14 protein-coding genes are annotated in these 17,549 nt (G+C 71.5%); 6 read left to right on the forward strand and 8 right to left on the reverse strand.

Annotated features, from left to right (window positions below; all coding sequences use genetic code 11):
• Nucleotides 1-44: 44 nt before the first annotated feature.
• Entirely contained in the window at nucleotides 45-1,649 is a 1,605-nt protein-coding gene (locus ACFXMF_RS39990; RefSeq protein ID WP_379992765.1) for an MDR family MFS transporter, read from the reverse strand.
• A gap of 178 nt (nucleotides 1,650-1,827) precedes the next feature.
• Here ACFXMF_RS39990 and ACFXMF_RS39995 point away from each other — a divergent pair, with 178 nt between their 5' ends.
• Both ACFXMF_RS39995 and ACFXMF_RS40000 read left to right on the forward strand, forming a co-directional pair.
• Complete coding sequence (locus ACFXMF_RS39995) at nucleotides 1,828-2,064, forward strand: LapA family protein (RefSeq protein ID WP_360309303.1); 237 nt, start codon at nucleotides 1,828-1,830, stop codon at nucleotides 2,062-2,064.
• A gap of 22 nt (nucleotides 2,065-2,086) precedes the next feature.
• The gene (locus tag ACFXMF_RS40000) at nucleotides 2,087-3,214 is read left to right on the forward strand and encodes a hypothetical protein (RefSeq protein ID WP_360309301.1); all 1,128 of its coding nucleotides are present in this window, start codon (nucleotides 2,087-2,089) and stop codon (nucleotides 3,212-3,214) included.
• Nucleotides 3,215-3,296: 82 nt separating this feature from the next.
• On the opposite strand, the gene ACFXMF_RS40005 is transcribed toward ACFXMF_RS40000, so the two are convergent.
• Both ACFXMF_RS40005 and ACFXMF_RS40010 read right to left on the reverse strand, forming a co-directional pair.
• Nucleotides 3,297-5,183 (reverse strand): ABC transporter permease/substrate binding protein, encoded by a 1,887-nt coding sequence (locus ACFXMF_RS40005; RefSeq protein WP_360309299.1) that lies wholly within the window; start codon nucleotides 5,181-5,183, stop codon nucleotides 3,297-3,299.
• Entirely contained in the window at nucleotides 5,176-6,567 is a 1,392-nt protein-coding gene (locus ACFXMF_RS40010; protein ID WP_379992420.1) for a glycine betaine/L-proline ABC transporter ATP-binding protein, read from the reverse strand. The genes ACFXMF_RS40005 and ACFXMF_RS40010 overlap by 8 nt, the downstream gene beginning before the upstream one ends.
• Nucleotides 6,568-7,141: 574 nt before the next feature.
• Between ACFXMF_RS40010 and ACFXMF_RS40015 the strand changes: the two genes are divergently transcribed.
• The 3 genes from ACFXMF_RS40015 (at nucleotide 7,142) to ACFXMF_RS40025 (ending at nucleotide 9,763) form a co-directional block, all read left to right on the forward strand.
• A complete protein-coding gene (locus tag ACFXMF_RS40015; protein ID WP_360309295.1) occupies nucleotides 7,142-7,921 on the forward strand; it encodes a hypothetical protein in 780 nt (259 codons plus the stop codon).
• A 70-nt stretch (nucleotides 7,922-7,991) separates the two neighbouring features.
• Nucleotides 7,992-9,305, forward strand: coding sequence for an adenosylmethionine--8-amino-7-oxononanoate transaminase (gene bioA / locus ACFXMF_RS40020; RefSeq protein ID WP_360309293.1), 1,314 nt, complete (start codon nucleotides 7,992-7,994; stop codon nucleotides 9,303-9,305).
• A 95-nt stretch (nucleotides 9,306-9,400) separates the two neighbouring features.
• Entirely contained in the window at nucleotides 9,401-9,763 is a 363-nt protein-coding gene (locus ACFXMF_RS40025) for a hypothetical protein (RefSeq protein ID WP_360309291.1), read from the forward strand.
• Nucleotides 9,764-9,883: 120 nt separating this feature from the next.
• On the opposite strand, the gene der is transcribed toward ACFXMF_RS40025, so the two are convergent.
• From der to cmk, 3 genes are read right to left on the reverse strand one after another with little or no spacing between them, the layout of a single operon-like run.
• Nucleotides 9,884-11,350, reverse strand: a complete 1,467-nt coding sequence (gene der, locus ACFXMF_RS40030; protein WP_360309289.1) for a ribosome biogenesis GTPase Der — start codon at nucleotides 11,348-11,350, stop codon at nucleotides 9,884-9,886.
• A 44-nt stretch (nucleotides 11,351-11,394) separates the two neighbouring features.
• Nucleotides 11,395-12,060, reverse strand: coding sequence for a lysophospholipid acyltransferase family protein (locus tag ACFXMF_RS40035; protein ID WP_360309287.1), 666 nt, complete (start codon nucleotides 12,058-12,060; stop codon nucleotides 11,395-11,397).
• The gene (gene cmk, locus ACFXMF_RS40040; protein WP_360309285.1) at nucleotides 12,057-12,743 is read right to left on the reverse strand and encodes a (d)CMP kinase; all 687 of its coding nucleotides are present in this window, start codon (nucleotides 12,741-12,743) and stop codon (nucleotides 12,057-12,059) included. Before cmk ends, ACFXMF_RS40035 begins: the two co-directional genes overlap by 4 nt.
• Before the next feature lie 169 nt (nucleotides 12,744-12,912).
• Here cmk and ACFXMF_RS40045 point away from each other — a divergent pair, with 169 nt between their 5' ends.
• Nucleotides 12,913-13,998 carry a prephenate dehydrogenase gene (locus tag ACFXMF_RS40045; RefSeq protein WP_360309283.1) on the forward strand — a complete coding sequence of 362 codons (1,086 nt, stop codon included), beginning with the start codon at nucleotides 12,913-12,915 and terminating at the stop codon, nucleotides 13,996-13,998.
• Nucleotides 13,999-14,112: 114 nt separating this feature from the next.
• Here the strand turns inward: ACFXMF_RS40045 and ACFXMF_RS40050 are convergent, their stop codons facing one another.
• Nucleotides 14,113-16,179, reverse strand: coding sequence for a hypothetical protein (locus tag ACFXMF_RS40050; protein WP_379989254.1), 2,067 nt, complete (start codon nucleotides 16,177-16,179; stop codon nucleotides 14,113-14,115).
• Nucleotides 16,180-16,181: 2 nt separating this feature from the next.
• Nucleotides 16,182-17,549 (reverse strand): hypothetical protein (locus tag ACFXMF_RS40055; RefSeq protein ID WP_380021062.1); only part of this gene is annotated, 1,368 nt, incomplete at its 5' end.

The following is a 17,549-nucleotide window of genomic DNA, read 5'->3' on the forward strand; positions in this document are numbered from 1 at the left end:
GGGTGGACCCGAGCCGCGTTTCGCGTTTTCCCGTTTCGCCGGCGCTACGGCGTGCGCGCCTCGACCTTGTCGATCCGTACCGCGGGCGCCGGCACCGGCACCGGCACCGGCGGTTCGGCCTTGGCCACCACCACCGCCTGCGCGGTCTGCAGCGGCACCTCCTTGATCAGCAGCACCGCGACCAGCGCGAGCAGGCCGAACGGGGCCGCGAACAGGAAGATGTCGCCGACCGCGTGCCCGTACGAGGTCTCCACGATGCCGCGCGCCGGCTCCGCCAGGTGATGCACGTTCGGGATACCGCCCCCGCCACCCGCACCGGACTTGAGCCCCGCGTCGGACAGGTAGCCGGTGACCTTGGTCGCCATCACCGCGCCCAGCGCCGAGACGCCGACCGCGCCACCGAGGCTGCGGAAGAACGCGACGACCGAACTGGCCGCCCCCAACTGGTGGATCGGCACCGCGTTCTGCACCGCGAGCACCAGGTTCTGCTGGAGCGCACCGACGCCCATGCCGAGCACGAACATGTACACGCCCAACACCCACAGGTTGGTGTCCGCGCGAGCGGTGCTCATCAGGGCCAGGCCGATGGTCAGCGAGATGCCGCCCATCACCAGGTAGCGCTTCCAGAAGCCGGTCGCGGTGATCAGCTTGCCGACCACGGTCGAGGCCAGCACCAGGCCGCCGATCATCGGCAGCGTCATCAAACCGGACACCGTCGGCGACTTGCCGCGGGCGATCTGGAAGTACTGGCTGAGGAAGACCGAGGAGCCCATCATCGCCAGACCCACCGCGAGGCTGCCGAGCACGGCGAGCACGATGGTCCGCTCCTTGAACAACCACAGCGGGATGATCGGTTCCTTCGCCCGGCCCTCGACCCGGATCGCCAGCGCGATCAGCAGCAGCGAACCGAGCACCATGGCCGCGGTCTGCCAGGAGACCCAGGCGTAGTTCTTGCCCGCCAGCGAGACCCACACCAACAGCAGCGAGACACCGGCGCTGATCAGCGTCGCGCCCAGGTAGTCGATGGTGACCTCGCGCTTGACCACCGGAAGCTTGAGCGTCTTCTGCAGGATCACGATCGCGGCCACCGCGAACGGCACGCCGACGTAGAAGCACCAGCGCCACCCCAGCCACGGGGTGTCCACGATGACGCCGCCGATCAGCGGACCGCCGACGGTGGCGAGCGCGAAGGTGGCGCCGAGGTAGCCGCTGTACCGACCGCGCTCGCGCGGCGAGATCATCGCGGCCATGATCACCTGCGCGAGGGCGGTGAGGCCGCCGACGCCGATGCCCTGGATCACCCGGCAGCCGATCAGCATGCTCGTGTTCTGCGAGAGGCCGGCCAACGCGGAGCCCGCCACGTAGATCACCAGCGCGAGCTGGACCAGCAGCTTCTTGCTGGTGAGGTCCGCGAGCTTGCCCCAGATCGGGGTGGTCGCGGTCATCGCCAGCAGGGTGGCGGTGACCACCCACGTGTAGGAGGTCTGGCTGCCATGCAGGTCGGAGATGATCCGCGGCAGCGCGTTGGACACGATCGTGGACGACAGGATCGCCACGAACATGCCCAGGAGCAGCCCGGACAGGGCCTCCATGATCTGCCGGTGCGACATCGGCTGCGCCGCCATCTCCGCCGCCGGTGCGTCGGTCATACCTTCCCCTTTGCTTCGCTTGCCTCGGATGCTCTGCGCCCGGACGCGGCTTCCCCACCCCCGACACTCGTTGCTTGCTACAACCATAGCGTCCTTTGTTGCTGCAAGCAACTTTCAAGAGATGGTCAAGTCGGCGCGCCTCACCGTGATCGGGCGATCACGCAAATAGCATCGCGGCATGGCAAAGACCCCTCGATCCGGCGGTACGGGCGGCAATGTCGGCGGCGTGTCCTACCGCACGATCGGCATCGCGGTGATCGTCGTTCTGGCCGTCTGGTTCGTGCTGGCCAACACCGCCTCGGCGACGATCCGGTTCTGGATTCCCACCGTCGCCGCGCCGATGTGGATCGTCCTGGCCGGCACCTTCGCGGCCGGCGTGCTGACCGGCTGGTGGGTGAAGGGAAACCGCGGCTGAGCGGCCCGATATCCTGAGCGGCATGCTTCGCTCCAGGCTTCGTCCGGCCGTATCCGTGGCGATCCTGGTGACCGCCGGCGTGCTCGTGGCCGGTTGTTCGAGCACGGGCTCGCCGACCGCCGAACCCACCTCGGTCACCCCCACCGGCTCGAACACCACCCCGGTCGGCGCCACCGTGTGCGCCGGCATCCTGCCCACCCCGGCGGTGACCGCCGTGCTGCCGGCGGCGCCCGCGTTCACCAACAAGGACCAGCCGCCCGAGGAGCACTACCCGGTGCTGCGCTGCCAGGTCTCGGCCGGCGACCAGAGCTTCATCGGCTCGGCGTACCTGTTCAACATGGCGGGTGCCGAACGGGTGCAACTGCCCGGACTGACCACGACGGGGTCCGCGCCGCTGGGGGACAAGGACCACGATCTGTACGGCATGGCCGGTGCGGACGACGCGTGGCTCGTCCGGAACTGCAAGGTGCAGAACGTCGAACAACCGGTGCCGATGCTGGTCCGCGCCCGCACCATCGGCCCGGCCGGCGCACCGGCTCCGCCCGACCGACGGCAGCAGTTGGCCGACCTGGCCGTCGACCTGGCCAACGGCGTGGCCAAGGCGGCCGGCTGCGGCAACGAGAAGCCGACCCCGCGCCCCGGCGAGATCAAGCCCGCGACCGAACCGAAGCCGATCACCGACGCGCCCGTGTGCGGCATGTTGGAGCCCGCCGCGCTCGGCCCGCAGGCGGCCGGCGGCCAACGCGCCCGCTGGAGCGCGAGCGCGACCCCCGAGGGGCCCGGCGCGATCCAGGGCTGCGACCTGTTCCTGGACGGCAAGCGGGTGTTGTCCTTCGCCATAGTGCACGGCTACCTGGCCCCCGGCGCCGAGATCCCCGGCGAACGCGCCACGCTGTCCGAGCGGTTGCCCACCGGCGGTGTCCCCAACGACGCCCAACTCGCGGGCACCGTCGAGGGCAAGGTGCTCGGCATGTGCGACGGCCACACCGTCGCCTACCAACTCAGCCGGCACAACGGCGAGGATCCCCCCGGCCTGACCCTGGGCCAACCCACCGAGACCTTCTTCAAGGCGTTCGCCGACGGCGCCTCGCGTTGGGGCTACAAGTGCGAACCCATCCCGGCGAACGCCGACTGGCAGATCCGCCGTTGACCGACGACGACGGGGCCGCCGCACGACGTGCGTGCGGCGGCCCCGTCGTCGGTTCACCGGGTCGGGCCGAGGCGCCGAACCGTCAGCTCACGCCCGCCGACTCCCGGGTCGGCGCCGGCAACGACTGCGGCCGGGCGCTCCCGCCCTGTCCACCCTGATCCGGCGTCCTCGGCTGCTCCCCACCCGCGGGCGGCAGGTCCGCCAGGAACTTCTTCTCGACCTCCGGATTCTCCTTCAGGTATGCCTTGACCCCCTCCGCGGCGGCGTTCGGCTTGCCCTCGAAGTCGACGAAGACCTTCTTCTCCAGCGGCCCGAGCACCGAGTCGTCCAGCTTGAGGTTCTTCACCCAGGTGTTCACCTCGGGGAAGTCCTTCGCGAAGCCCTGGCGACCGATCGAGCTGATCCACCCCGGCGCGCCATAGGACTGCTTCGGGTCGGCCAGCGGCTTGATGTCGTACTTCGTGTACGCCCAGTGCGGACGCCACATCGTCACCACGATCGGCTTGCCCGCCGCCATCTGCCGGTCCAACTCGGCGATCATCGCGGGTGTGCTGCTCTTGACCAGGTCGAAGTCGAGCCCGTAGTCCGGGATCAGCTTCTTCTCGGTCAGGTCCATGATGTTCGCGCCGGGCTCGATGCCGACGATCCGACCGTCGAACTCCTTCTCGTGTCCCTTGAGATCCTCGACCGAGTCGTACGGAAGGTTCTTCGGGACGGCGAGCTGCACGTCGACGTTGTTGTACCACTGCCCGATCTGTTCGAGCTTGGACCCGTACTCGTCCAGGTACTTCTTGTGCAGCGTGGGCAACCACGCGTCCAGGAACAGGTCGATGTCGCCGCGCGCGATGCCCTGGAACAGCGGGCCCACGTCGAGCTGCTTGAGCGTGACGTCGTAGCCGCGCTTCTCCAACAACTGCTTGTACATGTTGGTGACCACGACGTCCTCCTCCCACGGGATCCAGCCGATCGTGATCTTCTTGCGACCGTCCTCCGCCGCGCCGAGGCCGAAGCCGCCCAGCAGCCCGGCGACCAGCGCGACCGCGACCACGCCGCCGACCGCGACGACCGGACGCGGACGCCAGTCCAGCAGCCACTTGGGCGTGAAGCCGTCGGCCGCACGCTCGGTCGCCGAACGTTCGGCCCGCGCCTCGACCCGCCGGCCGGCCGCGCTGACCGTACGGTCCAGGTAGATCGCGAGCACGACCACCGCGACACCGGCCTCGACGCCCAGCCCCACGTTGTTGTTCGACAACGCGCCGAACACCTCGCTGCCCAGGCCGCCCGCGCCGACGATGCCGGCGGTGACCACCATCGACAGCGACAACATGATGACCTGGTTGACGCCGGCCATGATGGTCGGCAACGCGAGCGGGAACTGGATGTCCTTGAGGATGCGCCACTCGCTGGTGCCGAACGCCTCACCGGCCTCGACCATCTCCGCGTCCACGCTGCGGATGCCCAACTCGGTCATCCGCACGCCGGGCGGCAGCGCGAAGACCACGGTGGCCACGGCGCCCGGTACCTCACCGATACCGAAGAACGTGATCGCCGGGATCAGGTACACGAAGGCCGGCATCGTCTGCATGAAGTCCAGCACCGGCTTGACCACGGTGCCCACCGCGCGGCTGCGCGCGGTCAGGATGCCCAGCGGGATCGCGATCAGCAGCGCGACCCCCGCCGAGACCAGCACCAGGGCCAGCGTGGACATCGCCGGATTCCACATGTCCAGGCCGTCGATGAGCAGGAACCCCACCGCCGCGAGCAGCCCGAACAGCAGGCCGCGCACCGCCCAGCCGATCGCCGCGAACAACACGACCACGGCCGGCAGCGGCGAGTCGGTCAGCCAGTCGGCGAGGTGCGTGATCGCACCGCCCACCACGTTCTGGATGAAGTCGAACAACCAGGAGAAGTGGTCGCGCATGAAGTCGACCAGGCTCTCCGCCCAGTCGCCCACGTGGATCCTAGGCATCGTCGCGCACCTCGCCCTCGCCGACGACCCGCTCGCCGGCCGGAGCCGGGACGAGCGGGCCGGCCACGACGGACCGCGCCGCGCCGGCCACACCCGCGGGCAGCAACTTCTCCGCCGGTCCCGCGGGCACCAGCATCTTGACGCTGCCGGTGTCGGTCACGCCCAGCGTGCCGCCCTCGGTGTCGCCCGATCCGCTCTGCGCCGCGTTGCCGAGCGCGGCCAGCAGGCTCACCCGGGGGATCACCCCGACCAGCCGCATGCCCTCGTCGACCACCGCGAGCGGCAATCTGCTCTCCGCGCACGGCGTGAACAGTTCGGCCACCGGGGTCTGCGGGGTCACCGTGACCACGTCCAGGCTCGGATCGGCCCCGACACTGCGTTCGCCGATCCGCGCGGCCTCGGTGACCGCGACGTCGGTGACCGCGCCGAGCAGCCGACGGCCGTTCTCCCGCGAGTCCACCACGAAGGCCGCCGTGGTCTGCGCCTCGCGCATCGTGCGCATCGCGACCCGGGGGCCCTCGCCGCACGTCACCGTGGCGCGCGAGTCCTCCATGATCGAACCGGCGGTCAGCACCCGGGTCCGGTCCACGTCCGCGACGAAGGACGCCACGTAGTCGTTCGCGGGGTCGGTCAGGATGTCCTCGGCGGTGCCGATCTGGACCACCCGCCCGTCGCGCATCACCGCGATCCGGTCACCGAGCCGCATCGCCTCGTTGAGGTCGTGCGTGATGAACACGATGGTCTTGTGCAACTTCTCCTGGAGTTCCAGGAGTTGGTCCTGCATCTCGCGACGGATCAGCGGGTCGAGCGCGCTGAACGATTCGTCCATCAGCAGGATGTCGGCGTCCGTGGCAAGCGCGCGGGCCAAGCCGACCCGCTGCTGCATGCCGCCGGACAACTCGCCCGGCGCGGACTCCTCCCAACCGGCCAGCCCGACCAGGGCCAGTGCCTCGCGGGCCCGGCGATCGCGCTCGGCCGCCGGCACCCCCTGCACGGACAGCCCGTAGCCGGCGTTCTCCAGCACCGTGCGATGCGGGAACAGCGCGAAGTGCTGGAAGACCATGCTGATGCGCCGGGCGCGCACGTCGCGCAGTTCCTTGGCGGGCAACGAGGTCAGATCCCGGTCGTCGATGTAGACGGCGCCTGCCGTGGCGTCCAGGAGACCGTTGAGCATGCGCAGCAGCGTCGACTTGCCCGAACCGGACAGGCCCATCACCACGAAGATCTCGCCCTCGGCGACGTCGAACGAGACGTCGATGACAGCCGGCGTGGCATTGCTCTTGCGTACGTCGTCACGGCTCTCGCCGGCGCGAAGCCGCCGAACCGCGTCGTCGGCGCGCCGGCCGAAAACTTTGTACAGGCCCTCGGCCCTGAGTCTGGACACACATACCTCGTCGTTAAGGCCGCGGGGAAACGGAACCATCTGTTTCGGTTCCGCGCCGGAGCACCGCCGTGATGAGGGCACCGGCGCCGCGGGCTGCGATTGCGGGAGTACGGCCGCCGCAGAAACGTCACGGCAGCGGCGCACGTCCGGGGTCGAACGCCTGTTCCGGGTCCGAACCCGGAAAAGTTGTATCCCGCATTTGTTACCGGGCGTGACTTGCCCGAGTCGTTCCGATGAGAAACATATGGAGATTCTCATCTCATCAATCCATCCGGAAATGTCCGAATTAATGAGATAACACCAGATTCACCTCTCCGTATTCATGTCTCTCGCCCATCGAACCTACATCCGACGCCGACCTCTCCAAACTCTCCGAGTCGACCGCCACGCACGGGCGCGCACTCCGGCGCCGTCCCCCGAATGGCCGTGGCGCGGCCGGGGCGCACATGCCCCATAGGAGTGACGTTCGCGCATTCTCCAGGTGACACAACGTCACCAGGCGGTAACGTCCCGGCGCGAGAACGCAGGCGGCGATCCCCCACTGTCGCACGCACCCCTACCGATGGAGCCTTCCGTGTCACGCTTGCTCGACGTCAGCCCCGAGGTCCGCGCCGAGATCGGCGACGACGAGGCCGCCCGCCTGGTGGCCGGGGAGACCGGCCCCCAGACCTACGCGTGCGCTTCGTGCCGCGGCGAAGGCGACACCACCTCCGTGGAGACCAGTGCGTTGTTGTACCTGGCCGAGGAGACCGCGGTGCTCGCGTTCGCGCACACGCGCTGCATCCCCTCGCAGGTGATCCCGGTGTCCGAGGCGGCGGTCGAGCCGCTGCTGGCCGCACAGGCCAATCCGGGGCCGGCCGTGCAGACGGTGGTGCCCGGCGGTCCGGTGCCGATCTCGATCACCGGCAGCATGGTGGTGTGCGCGGGCGTGACCTACGCGGCGCTGGTGGTCGAGCCCGGCGCCGCCGTGGCCCGGCCGGGCACGCCGGGCGCGCAGGACGAGTTCCTGTCCCTGCTCGGCGAGCGCGGATTCGCGCCGATCGCCACGCCGGACGAGACCCTGCCGCCGCTGCTCGGCGGCTGGTCGGTGCAGATGACCGACGGCTACCTGACCGCGGTGCTCTTCCCCGGCGCGGGCGGCCGGACCGAGGCGTGGTGGCAGGCGCAGTCGCCGGCGGAGGTGCCCGAGGCGTGGCTGAACGCGGCCAAGACGCACGGCGTGGTGTTGCTGTTCGCCGCCCCGGTGGGCACGATCGGCATCCACACCGGCAACGACGAGTTGGCCGCCGCGCTCAGCGAGGCCGGTCGGCGCAACCTGCTGGCCGCCGGATCGGTGCCGGTCAGCGGCATCTGAACGATCCCGAACACGGTGGGGGGCGGCCGATTCCGGACCGCCTCCCGCCCTCCGATAGCGTGCCGGGCCTATGGAGCACTACGACGCGGCCTACGGCGACGAACTGGTTTCCCTCGACCGGCGGCACATCTGGCACCCGTACGCGAGCACCGAGGGCGAGGCACCGCTGTTCCCGGTGGTCGGCGCCGAGGGGGTGCGGCTGCGGCTCGCCGACGGTCGCGAGCTGATCGACGGCATGTCCTCGTGGTGGGCCGCGATCCACGGCTACAACCACCCCGTGCTGAACGCCGCCGCCCACGCGCAGGTGGACACCATGGCGCACGTGATGTTCGGCGGCCTGACCCACCCGCCGGCCGTGCGACTCGCTCGCCGACTGGTGGAGATCACGCCCGAGCCGTTGGCCAAGGTCTTCTTCGCCGACTCCGGCTCGGTCGCCGTCGAGGTGGCGCTGAAGATGGCCCTGCAATACCAGCGCGGACGCGGCCGGCCCGAACGCACCCGCCTGCTCACCGTGCGTGGCGGCTACCACGGCGACACCTTCGGCGCGATGTCCGTGTGCGACCCGGTCGGCGGCATGCACCATCTCTTCTCCGACGTCCTGCCGACCCACCTGTTCGCCCCGATCCCCCCGGCCGGCTTCGAAACCGAACTCCGTCCCGAGGACACCGCCCCCATCGAGGAACTCCTCGACCGGCACGGCTCGACCATCGCCGCCCTGATCCTGGAACCCATCGTCCAGGGCGCCGGCGGAATGCGTTTCCACTCCCCCGCCTACCTCCGCCGGATCCGCGAACTCTGCTCGCAACACCACGTGTTGCTGATCGCCGACGAGATCGCCACCGGCTTCGGCCGAACCGGCGAACTGTTCGCCTGCGAACACGCGGGCGTCGCCCCCGACATCATGTGCCTGGGCAAGGCCCTCACCGGCGGCTACCTGACCATGGCCGCGACCCTGTGCACCGACGAGGTCGCCGCGACCATCTCCCGCGGCGAAGGCGGTGCCTTCATGCACGGCCCGACCTTCATGGCCAACCCCCTCGCCGCAGCCATCGCGTCGGCAAGCGTGGACCTCCTCCTGTCCACCCCCTGGCGCGACCGCGTCGGCACCCTCTCCGAGACCCTGCGAACCGGCCTCGCCCCCGCCCGCGACCTGCCCGGCGTCCTGGACGTCCGCGTCCTCGGCGCCATCGGCGTCATCGAACTCGCCACCCCCGTGGACATGGCCACCATGCAACCCGCCTTCGTCGAACAGGGCGTCTGGATCCGCCCCTTCGGCCGCCTCGTCTACACGATGCCGCCCTACGTGATCACCCCGGAGGAGCTCACCAAGGTCACCACCGCGATGATCGACGCGGTCCGCACCCACACGGCGCCGGCGACCTGACCCACGACTCGACGGGCCGGCCGGCCCTCCCGCACCCACGACTCGGCCCCGACCCCACCCCGCAACCGTCGAGCCGTTTTCTCGTTGGTCCCGGTATGTTCAGTTTCGACGACTCCATCAGCACCTGGGCACTCGGCCACCCCGTGGTCACCGTCGGCTCCCCCGCGACCCCGGCCCACGACGTCCTGACGCCGATCTACAACGCGCTGGAGACCGAGTGGCGGCGGATGTTCCGCGCCGTCCCGCACGAGCGCTCGAACGAGGACGTCGCCGCGAGCCGCCCGTCCTACGGCGCCCCCGCCGCGATCAGCCACTCGTACGCCCAGGACCCCCCGTTCCCGAACTTCTCGCTCCCCACCCCGGGCGGATACACCACCTACGGCCGACACCGCGGCGCCTCCCTGGTGCCCGCCCAGCCCCCACGCGTACCCGCGCCGCACGGCCACCTTCCGCTGTAACCGGCGTGCCATCGAATCCACGCGGCCAAAAGCACCCACCGAGGAACCCCGCCGAACCCGAGAAAGGCCCGGACGCCGGTGGCGTCCGGGCCTTTCTCGTATCCGCGGTCGGCTCCGCGATCAGCGGCCGGTCTTGCGACCGCGCTTCTCCCTGACCTTCATCCGAATCTCGATCGGCGTCCCCGGGAACCCGAACTCCTCGCGCAGCCGGCGCTCGATGAAGCGGCGGTAGCCGGCCTCCAGGAACCCGCTCGTGAACAGCACGAACCGCGGCGGCTTCGTGCCCGCCTGGGTGCCGAACAGGATGCGCGGCTGCTTACCGCCCCGGATCGGGTGCGGGTTGGAGGCCACCAGCGTGCCCAGGAACGCGTTCAACTGCCCCGTGGGGATGCGCTTCTCCCAGCTCGCCAGCGCCGTCTCGATCGCCGGGACCAGCTTCTCCATGTGCCGTCCGGTCAGCGCCGAGACGTTCACCCGAGGCGCCCAGGTGACCTGGACCAGGTCCTGCTCGATCTCGCGTTCGAGGTAGTAGCGGCGCTCCTCGTCCATCAGGTCCCACTTGTTGTACGCGATCACGATCGCGCGCCCCGCCTCGACCGCGAGCGAGATGATCCGGGTGTCCTGCTCGGTCAGCCGCTCGCTGGCGTCGATCAGGATCACCCCGACCTCGGCCTTCTCCAGCGCGGCCGTGGTGCGCAGCGACGCGTAGAAGTCGGCGCCCTGGGTCAGGTGCACCCGGCGGCGGATGCCCGCGGTGTCGATGAACTTCCAGGTCTTGCCGCCGAGCTGGATCAACTCGTCGACCGGGTCGCGGGTGGTGCCCGCGATCTTGTCCACGACCACCCGGTTCTCGCCCGCGACCTTGTTCAGCATGCTCGACTTGCCCACGTTCGGGCGGCCCAGCAGCGCGACCCGGCGCGGCCCGCCCTCCAGCACGCCGAAGCGCTGTGCGGGCGCCTCCGGCAGGATCGCCAGCGCGGCGTCGAGCAGGTCACCGCTGCCGCGGCCGTGCACGGCGGAGACCGGCCACGGCTGGCCCAGGCCGAGCGACCACAGTGCGGCGGCGTCCGCCTCCTGCGCCATGTTGTCGACCTTGTTCGCGGCCAGGACCACCGGCTTGCCGGACTTGCGCAACACCCGGACGACGGCCTCGTCGCTGTCGGTGGGACCGACGATCGCGTCGACCACGAACATCACCGCGTCCGCCGAGTCGATCGCGTACTCGGCCTGGACCGCGACCGACAGGTCGATGCCGACCACGTCCCGCTCCCAGCCGCCGGTGTCGACCACGGTGAACCGTCGGCCGTTCCAGTTGGCCTCGTAGTACACGCGGTCGCGGGTCACCCCGGGGGTGTCCTCGACGACCGCTTCGCGGCGCCCGATGATCCGGTTGACCAGCGTGGACTTGCCCACGTTGGGACGACCGACGACGGCGAGCACCGGCAGCGGTCCGCCGGAGTCGTCGCCGTGCTCGCCTCGTTCGGGGGCGTCCCCGTCCAGGTCGACCCATTCCTCGGGGTCGTAGCCCGCCTCCCACGCCTCCGGGTCGAAGGCGCCCTCGGTCGTGGCGTCGGCGTGCTGCTCCATGGGGGTGTTCCTCGTTCGGGTAGCGGTACGGGTGAAGATCGTGGTCAGCCGGCGCGGCCGGTCATCCGCTCGGCCTCGCGCAGGTGCGCGGTGAGCCGTTCGACGATGCGGTCGGACGCGGCCTGGACGGCCTTGCGGGTGGCCCGGCGGTCGGCGTTCTCGACCGCCTGGAAAGGCTTGCCGTAGACCACGTCGATCCGGGAGCGCAGACCCGGCAATGCACCGATCGAGGATCCCCGCGCACCGGTGCCGAGGCAGGCCACCGGGACGACGGGTGCCCCGGAGCGCAATGCCAGATATGCAAGTCCATTGTGCACTGCCGAGAAGTCGGCCTGTCCCCGCGTGCCCTCCGGGAAGACGCCCAGTGCGCCGCCGCGCGCCAATACGTCGAGTGAATCGGTGATCATCTTGCGGTCGGCGACCCCGCGCTGGACCGGGATGTGGCCGATCCCGCGCAGTATCGGGCCGAGCGCGCCGGTGAACATCTCGCGCTTGACCAGCACCTGCGTGGGTCGCGGAGCGAAGGCGAAGAGCATCGGCCCGTCGACGAAGTTGGCGTGATTGCCCGCCAGGATCACCGGGCCGGCCATCGGTACGTGCCACGCGCCCAACGCGCGCACCCGCCAGAAGCTGCGCAGCAGCGGTTCGCCGATGAAGTGCGCGGCCCCGGCGAGCGGGGGCTTCGAGGTGGTCCCGAGGGCCGCGGTCACCGCACGTGTTCCGCGACCAGGGCGAGCAGGTGGTCGACCACCTGCTCGCGGTCCAACTCGGTGGTGTCCACCAGGATCGCGTCCTCGGCCATCCCGGCCGGCGCGACCGCGCGACCGGAGTCCAGCGCGTCCCGGCGGGCCAGGTCGGCTCGGGTCGCCTCGACGCTGGTGGCCTGGGTGCCGGTCAGTTCGGCGTTGCGGCGGGCGGCGCGGGCCGCCTCGGACGCGGTCAGGTAGACCTTGACCGCCGCGTCCGGCGCCACCACGCTCGCGATGTCGCGGCCCTCGACCACGATGCCGCCTCGGCCGATCTCGGCCCGCTGCAACGCGACCAGGCGGGTGCGCACCTGCGGCACCGCGCTGACCGCGCTGACCGCCTTGGTCACCTCGTCGGTCCGGATCGGGCCGGCCGCGTCCAGGCCGTCCACCGTGATGGTGGGGCCCTCCGGCGCGGTCCCGGAGACGATCCGCGGTCGGTCCGCGACGGCGGCCACCGCGGCGGGGTCGTGGATGTCGATGTCGTTGTCGAGCATCCACCACGTCATCGCCCGGTACATCGCGCCCGTGTCCAGGTAGCGCAGGCCCAGCCGGGCGGCGACCGCGCGCGAGACGCTGGACTTGCCGGACCCTGACGGACCGTCGATGGCGACCACGGCGGTCGCGAGCGGCGTACGGGCTTCCACGGTCGCCGACCTTTCGCTTGTTGCCGGCACGGGGGCCGTCACGGGTATTGCCGAACCGGGCGGCGCAGTGGAGGCCGCGGGGCGATAGGACACCGCCCGAGGGTACCGTCACGGATAGCCTTGATCGGTTCGCCCATTATTCCGTCACCCGCCCTTTGGAGTTCCCGTCGTGCGTACCGCCGCCGTGGTCGGCACCGGACTGATCGGTACATCCGTCGCACTCGCGCTGACCGCCCGCGGGATCACCGTGTATCTGCGGGATCGGGACAGCACCGCGGTCAAGACGGCGGCGGCGATGGGCGCGGGGCTGGAGGCGACGCCGCCGGAGCCGGTGGATCTGGCCGTGCTGGCGGTGCCGCCGGGGCTCATCGCCGAGACGTTGCGGTCGGTGCAGGCGGAGCGGCTCGCGCTCAGCTACACCGACGTGGCCAGCGTCAAGGAACAGCCGCTGCGGGCGATAGCGGATCTGGCCTGCGACACGACGCGCTACATCGGCGGCCATCCGCTGGCCGGGCGCGAGCGCTCGGGGCCGCTGGCCGCGCGGGCCGACCTGTTCGACGGCCGGCCGTGGGTGCTCACCCCCTCGCGCGAGACCGACACCGAGACGCTGAACCGGGCGCTGGAGATGGTGTCGTTGTGCCGCGCGGTGCCGGTGGTGATGGCGCCGCGCGACCACGACCACGCGGTCGCGCTGGTGTCGCACGCGCCGCACCTGGTGTCCGCGCTGATGGCCGCGCGCCTGGAGCACGCGCAGGACACCGACACCCGGCTCGCGGGCCAGGGGGTGCGGGACGTGACTCGGATCGCGGGCTCGGATCCGCGGTTGTGGATAGACATCCTGGGCGCCAACGCGAACGCGGTCGCGGACGTGCTCGCCGGGCTGGCGACCGATCTGGACGGCGTGGTCGGCGCGTTGCGTTCGCTGGCCGCGGACGACGAGGCCAAGCGCGAGCTGGGGTCGCGCGACGTGGAGGCGCTGCTGCGCCGCGGCAACGCGGGACACGGCCGGATTCCGGGCAAGCACGGGCAGCCGGCCGCCCGGTACGAGGCCGTGCCGGTGGTCGTGCCGGACCGGCCGGGCGAGTTGGCCCGACTGTTCGCCGACGTGGGCCGCGCCGAGGTCAACATCGAGGACATCCGGATCGACCACGCCCAGGGTCGCCCGGCCGGCCTGGTCGAACTCCAGGTGGACCCGCAGCGGGCGGAGGCGCTCACCACGGCGCTGCGGGCCGGCGGCTGGACCGTGCAGCGCTGACCCGGGGCCGCCCGCCGGTGCCGCCCGCCGACCCGGCGGGCGGCACCGGCGGACGCGCTGCGGGCCCACCCGGTTGGTCGGCGTGGCGCGCTGCCCCGCCGGCTCGCGCTCCGCTCAGCGCAGCGGGTTCTGCTCCGCCCAGCGGCGCCCGATCTCGGTGCGGAACGCCTCTCCCCACTGGGAGTTGAGCAGGATCTCCTCGATCAGCGGGTTCGGCGAGCGGTCCCGGCGTTCGGAGAGCACCCGGATCGCGACGTCGCGCAGCACGCCCTTGGTGTCGGCCTTGGGCGCGAGCACCACCACGAGCAGTTGCTCGACCAGCTTGCGGGTGCGCTTCTCGCCCGCCCCGGCCGCTTCGAGGCGGTCGCCGAACTCCTCGGCGTCCAGCAGCGTGTTGCGCATCGCCTTCAGGTCGTCCGCGTTCCACGCCTCCGGCGCGAGTTGCCGGCGGCGCTGTTCCAGCCGGGTGGTCAGCCGGTCCACGATCACCGGCAACACCCGCAGGTCGGCGAGCCGGAGCGCGACGGCGAGCGTGACGATGTTGTCGATGGCCGCGACCTCGGTCTTGGCCGCGCCGCCGCCGAGGGCGCGTTCGCGCAGGGTCGGCTTGTCCGGGAGGCGCTTGACCGCGCGCCGTATCTTGTCCACCTCGGTGTCCGGGACGCCGTGCTCGGCCCACATGCCCCACGACGCGTTCCCGGCACTGGCGGGCAGCGCGCCCGGGATCGGCGGGCTCCCCCGTCCGCCGCCGATCTCGCGGGCCGGGTCGGCATCCGGGTCGTCCTCGATGAGCGGCAGCGCGGGTATCGGCAGTTCGCCGCGCTCCTCCTCGAAGCCCGGCCACGGCCCGGTGAAGGCGTCCTCGATCTCCTCGAAGCCCTCGTCGGCACGCCAGATCACGTCCGGGGTCTCGGTCGGCTCGGCCGGCTCCGGCACGCGCACCGGCTCGGGCGACGCCTTCGAGGCCACCGTCGGGCGAGGCACCCGCTCCTTCGCGAGGGACCTCGTGCGGGCCGGTTCGGCCGCGTACGGAAAGGCCGGCTCCTCCTCGGCGGCCCCCGCCACCGTGACCACCCGCGGCTCGCGTCCGGTCCGCCCGACGCGCTCGGCCCGTTCGACGCGCTCGGCCCGGGCCACCCGCTCGACGCGCTCGGCCCGCCCCGTCGCCTCCGCCCGCTCCGCGCGTGTCGGCGTCGGCGCGGGTTCCGCGACCTCGGCGGCCGGCGGCCGGGGCGTGCCGCGCGGCCGGCCCAGCCGGGCGCAGATCTCCCGGGACCGCTCCTCGGCCCGCTCGCGCGGGAATCGGCGCAGGTCGAGCATGCTCTCCAGGAGGCCGTGGATGCCCGGCCAGTCGGTGTCGGTGTACCGGCTCACCAACAGCCCCGCCGCACGCGCGTGCACGTCCGAACCCGTCTTGGGCTCGTCGCGCAACAGCAGCCGATAGCGGCCGGCCCACGGTTGCGCGTCCCTGGGCCGGCGCGGCAGCACGACGAACCGCGGCTTGGCCGAGTGGTCCAGCGTCTCGAACGTGGAGAACGTGAAGGCTCCCGGCACCAGCCACAACAGCAGGTCGGAGAGTCCCCACAACATCGGCACCGGGTCGATGCCCACGTCCCCCTGTTGGAACGAGAAGAACCGGCCCGGGTGGCGCAGCACGGCGGCGACCGTGACCTCCAGCAGGTGTGCCTGCTCGCGGGCCCGCGCGCGCAACCGTTCGGCGTGCGCGTCCCGCGCGTCGGTCACGAAGCCCGGGGCCAGCGGGGGCAGTTCGTAGCCGCGCGGGATGTCCTCCAGGGCGGTTTCGTCGGCCCACACCGGGTCCTGGGTGAGCACCAACGCGGCGTGCGGACCCAGATCGCGGCCCGGGTCGAGCAGGACGCGCGCGTTGTTGCCCTCGACCACGTACTCGCGCCGGATCGCCGCGGCGCCGCGCCCCGTGTGCACGAGCGCGACGCTGGTCACCGGCGCGCCGCGGTCGTCCGCGTCCACCGCCACGTGCTCGCGCAGGTCGTCGTGCCAGGCCAGGAGTTCCTCCCGGGGCACCGAGGACGCGATCGGCCCGAGCCCGCGCCCGCCGAGCAGGCCGTCCTCCTGGCGTCGGTAGACGATCTGCCGAAACCCGCCCGCGTCGGCGGCGGCCGGCGCTTGATTCCCTCGCGGCTGCCCCGCCCGTGCCGTCATGGCTACGCTTCCGTCCTGTATGGCGTGATGCCGAGTTCCTCGAACATGAGTCGACCACATTCGCGCTGCAGCGACCCATAGCAGTCGGCGGCCGACATCGCGTGCACCAGGACGCTTTGATAGTGCGCCCACTCTCCGTCGAACGTGCGAAGTCGCATGACCGTGCCCGCGATCACCGCGACGAAATACGGGAAACGATCCTGGTCCTCGGCGACCATCCGGGTCATCCGCCACAACAGGGTCCGCAGCGCACCCTCGTCCACGCCGCAGTCCGCGAGGGCGGCGATGCCCTCGTGCAGCCGGCCGAGCACCTCGCCGTAGGAACGCAGCGAACGCCACTCCCCCCGCGGATTCGCGTACTCGCGTTCGACCCGCGCGATCAGGCACCGCACCACCGGTCCGAGCAGCGGTTGTTCGACGAGCAGCAGCGCGACGGCCAGCGAACCGGTGTCGGCGCGGTCGATCGCCGTGTCGACCCCGGACGTCTCCCGGCCACCGTCCTCGGCCAACCGTTCGGCGGCCTGTCGCAGCGCGAGGAATCCGTCCCAGGTCGCCGTCAGGTCGTCCCACGGCTCCCAGTCCCACCGGCCCCACTCGGCCCAGACCGGCGCGTCCCGCGCCAGTTCGGGACGATTCACCGGGCCGATCGACTCCGGCCGGCCCTGGCGAGCCGACCCGGTCACGGGCGGACCGCTGCTGAGCCCGCCGGCCCACGACCCGAGCGCTTCGTCCGATTCCTCTTTCCCGTGAACGTCCCGCCGGCCACGCGCACCGTGCGCGGGCGCGGCACTCGCCCGGTCCGGCGCGTCCGGATGGAAATACCCGCCCGGCTCGCCCTGTTCACCCAGGTCGCCCGACTCGTCGTACCGACCCTGCCGGTGATACCCGCCCTGATCGTGCGGCTCGTCCTGCTCGTCCCGGCCGTGGGTCCAGGTGTCGTATTCGGTCACTCCCGTATCCCGGGAATGCCCCATCTTCGCCCACCCCAGGACCGGGCTGTCCACCTCGCCCGCCGGGTCGTCCCGCGACACCGGACCGGCCGCCGGCGCCGCCGCCGCGGAAGGGCGTCCGAGCACGTACTCGGCACGCTCCAGGTTCGACGCGTCGGCCCCGACCGCGTCGTCGAGTTCCCGCAACGTGCCGAGCATCTCCTCCCACGACCACTCGCGATAGCGCCGCACCAACAACCGGGCGGCCTCCCGGAACACGTCCTCGCCCGGCTCGGCATCCGGGTCGATCCGGACCCGGTTGGCCGGCTCCGGCGCGTTGGGCCAGCGCGGCACCACCACGAAGCTCGGCTTCGTCGCCGCGTCGCTGGTCTCGTACGTGGAGAACGTCCGCCCACCCGGCGCCACCCACCCGGCCAGATC

Origin of the sequence: Embleya sp. NPDC059213, assembly GCF_042754445.1 — a bacterium.
Taxonomy (GTDB): Bacteria; Actinomycetota; Actinomycetes; order Streptomycetales; family Streptomycetaceae; genus Embleya.

Coding starts and splice junctions, on each gene's coding strand:
- der (WP_360309289.1), bottom strand. CDS start 11,350: ATGGAGCAGCACGCCGACGCCACGACCGAGGGCGCCTTCGACCCGGAG.
- ACFXMF_RS40050 (WP_379989254.1), bottom strand. CDS start 16,179: ATGACGGCACGGGCGGGGCAGCCGCGAGGGAATCAAGCGCCGGCCGCC.
- ACFXMF_RS40005 (WP_360309299.1), bottom strand. CDS start 5,183: ATGCCTAGGATCCACGTGGGCGACTGGGCGGAGAGCCTGGTCGACTTC.
- ACFXMF_RS39990 (WP_379992765.1), bottom strand. CDS start 1,649: ATGACCGACGCACCGGCGGCGGAGATGGCGGCGCAGCCGATGTCGCAC.
- bioA (WP_360309293.1), top strand. CDS start 7,992: ATGGAGCACTACGACGCGGCCTACGGCGACGAACTGGTTTCCCTCGAC.
- ACFXMF_RS39995 (WP_360309303.1), top strand. CDS start 1,828: ATGGCAAAGACCCCTCGATCCGGCGGTACGGGCGGCAATGTCGGCGGC.
- ACFXMF_RS40000 (WP_360309301.1), top strand. CDS start 2,087: ATGCTTCGCTCCAGGCTTCGTCCGGCCGTATCCGTGGCGATCCTGGTG.
- ACFXMF_RS40025 (WP_360309291.1), top strand. CDS start 9,401: ATGTTCAGTTTCGACGACTCCATCAGCACCTGGGCACTCGGCCACCCC.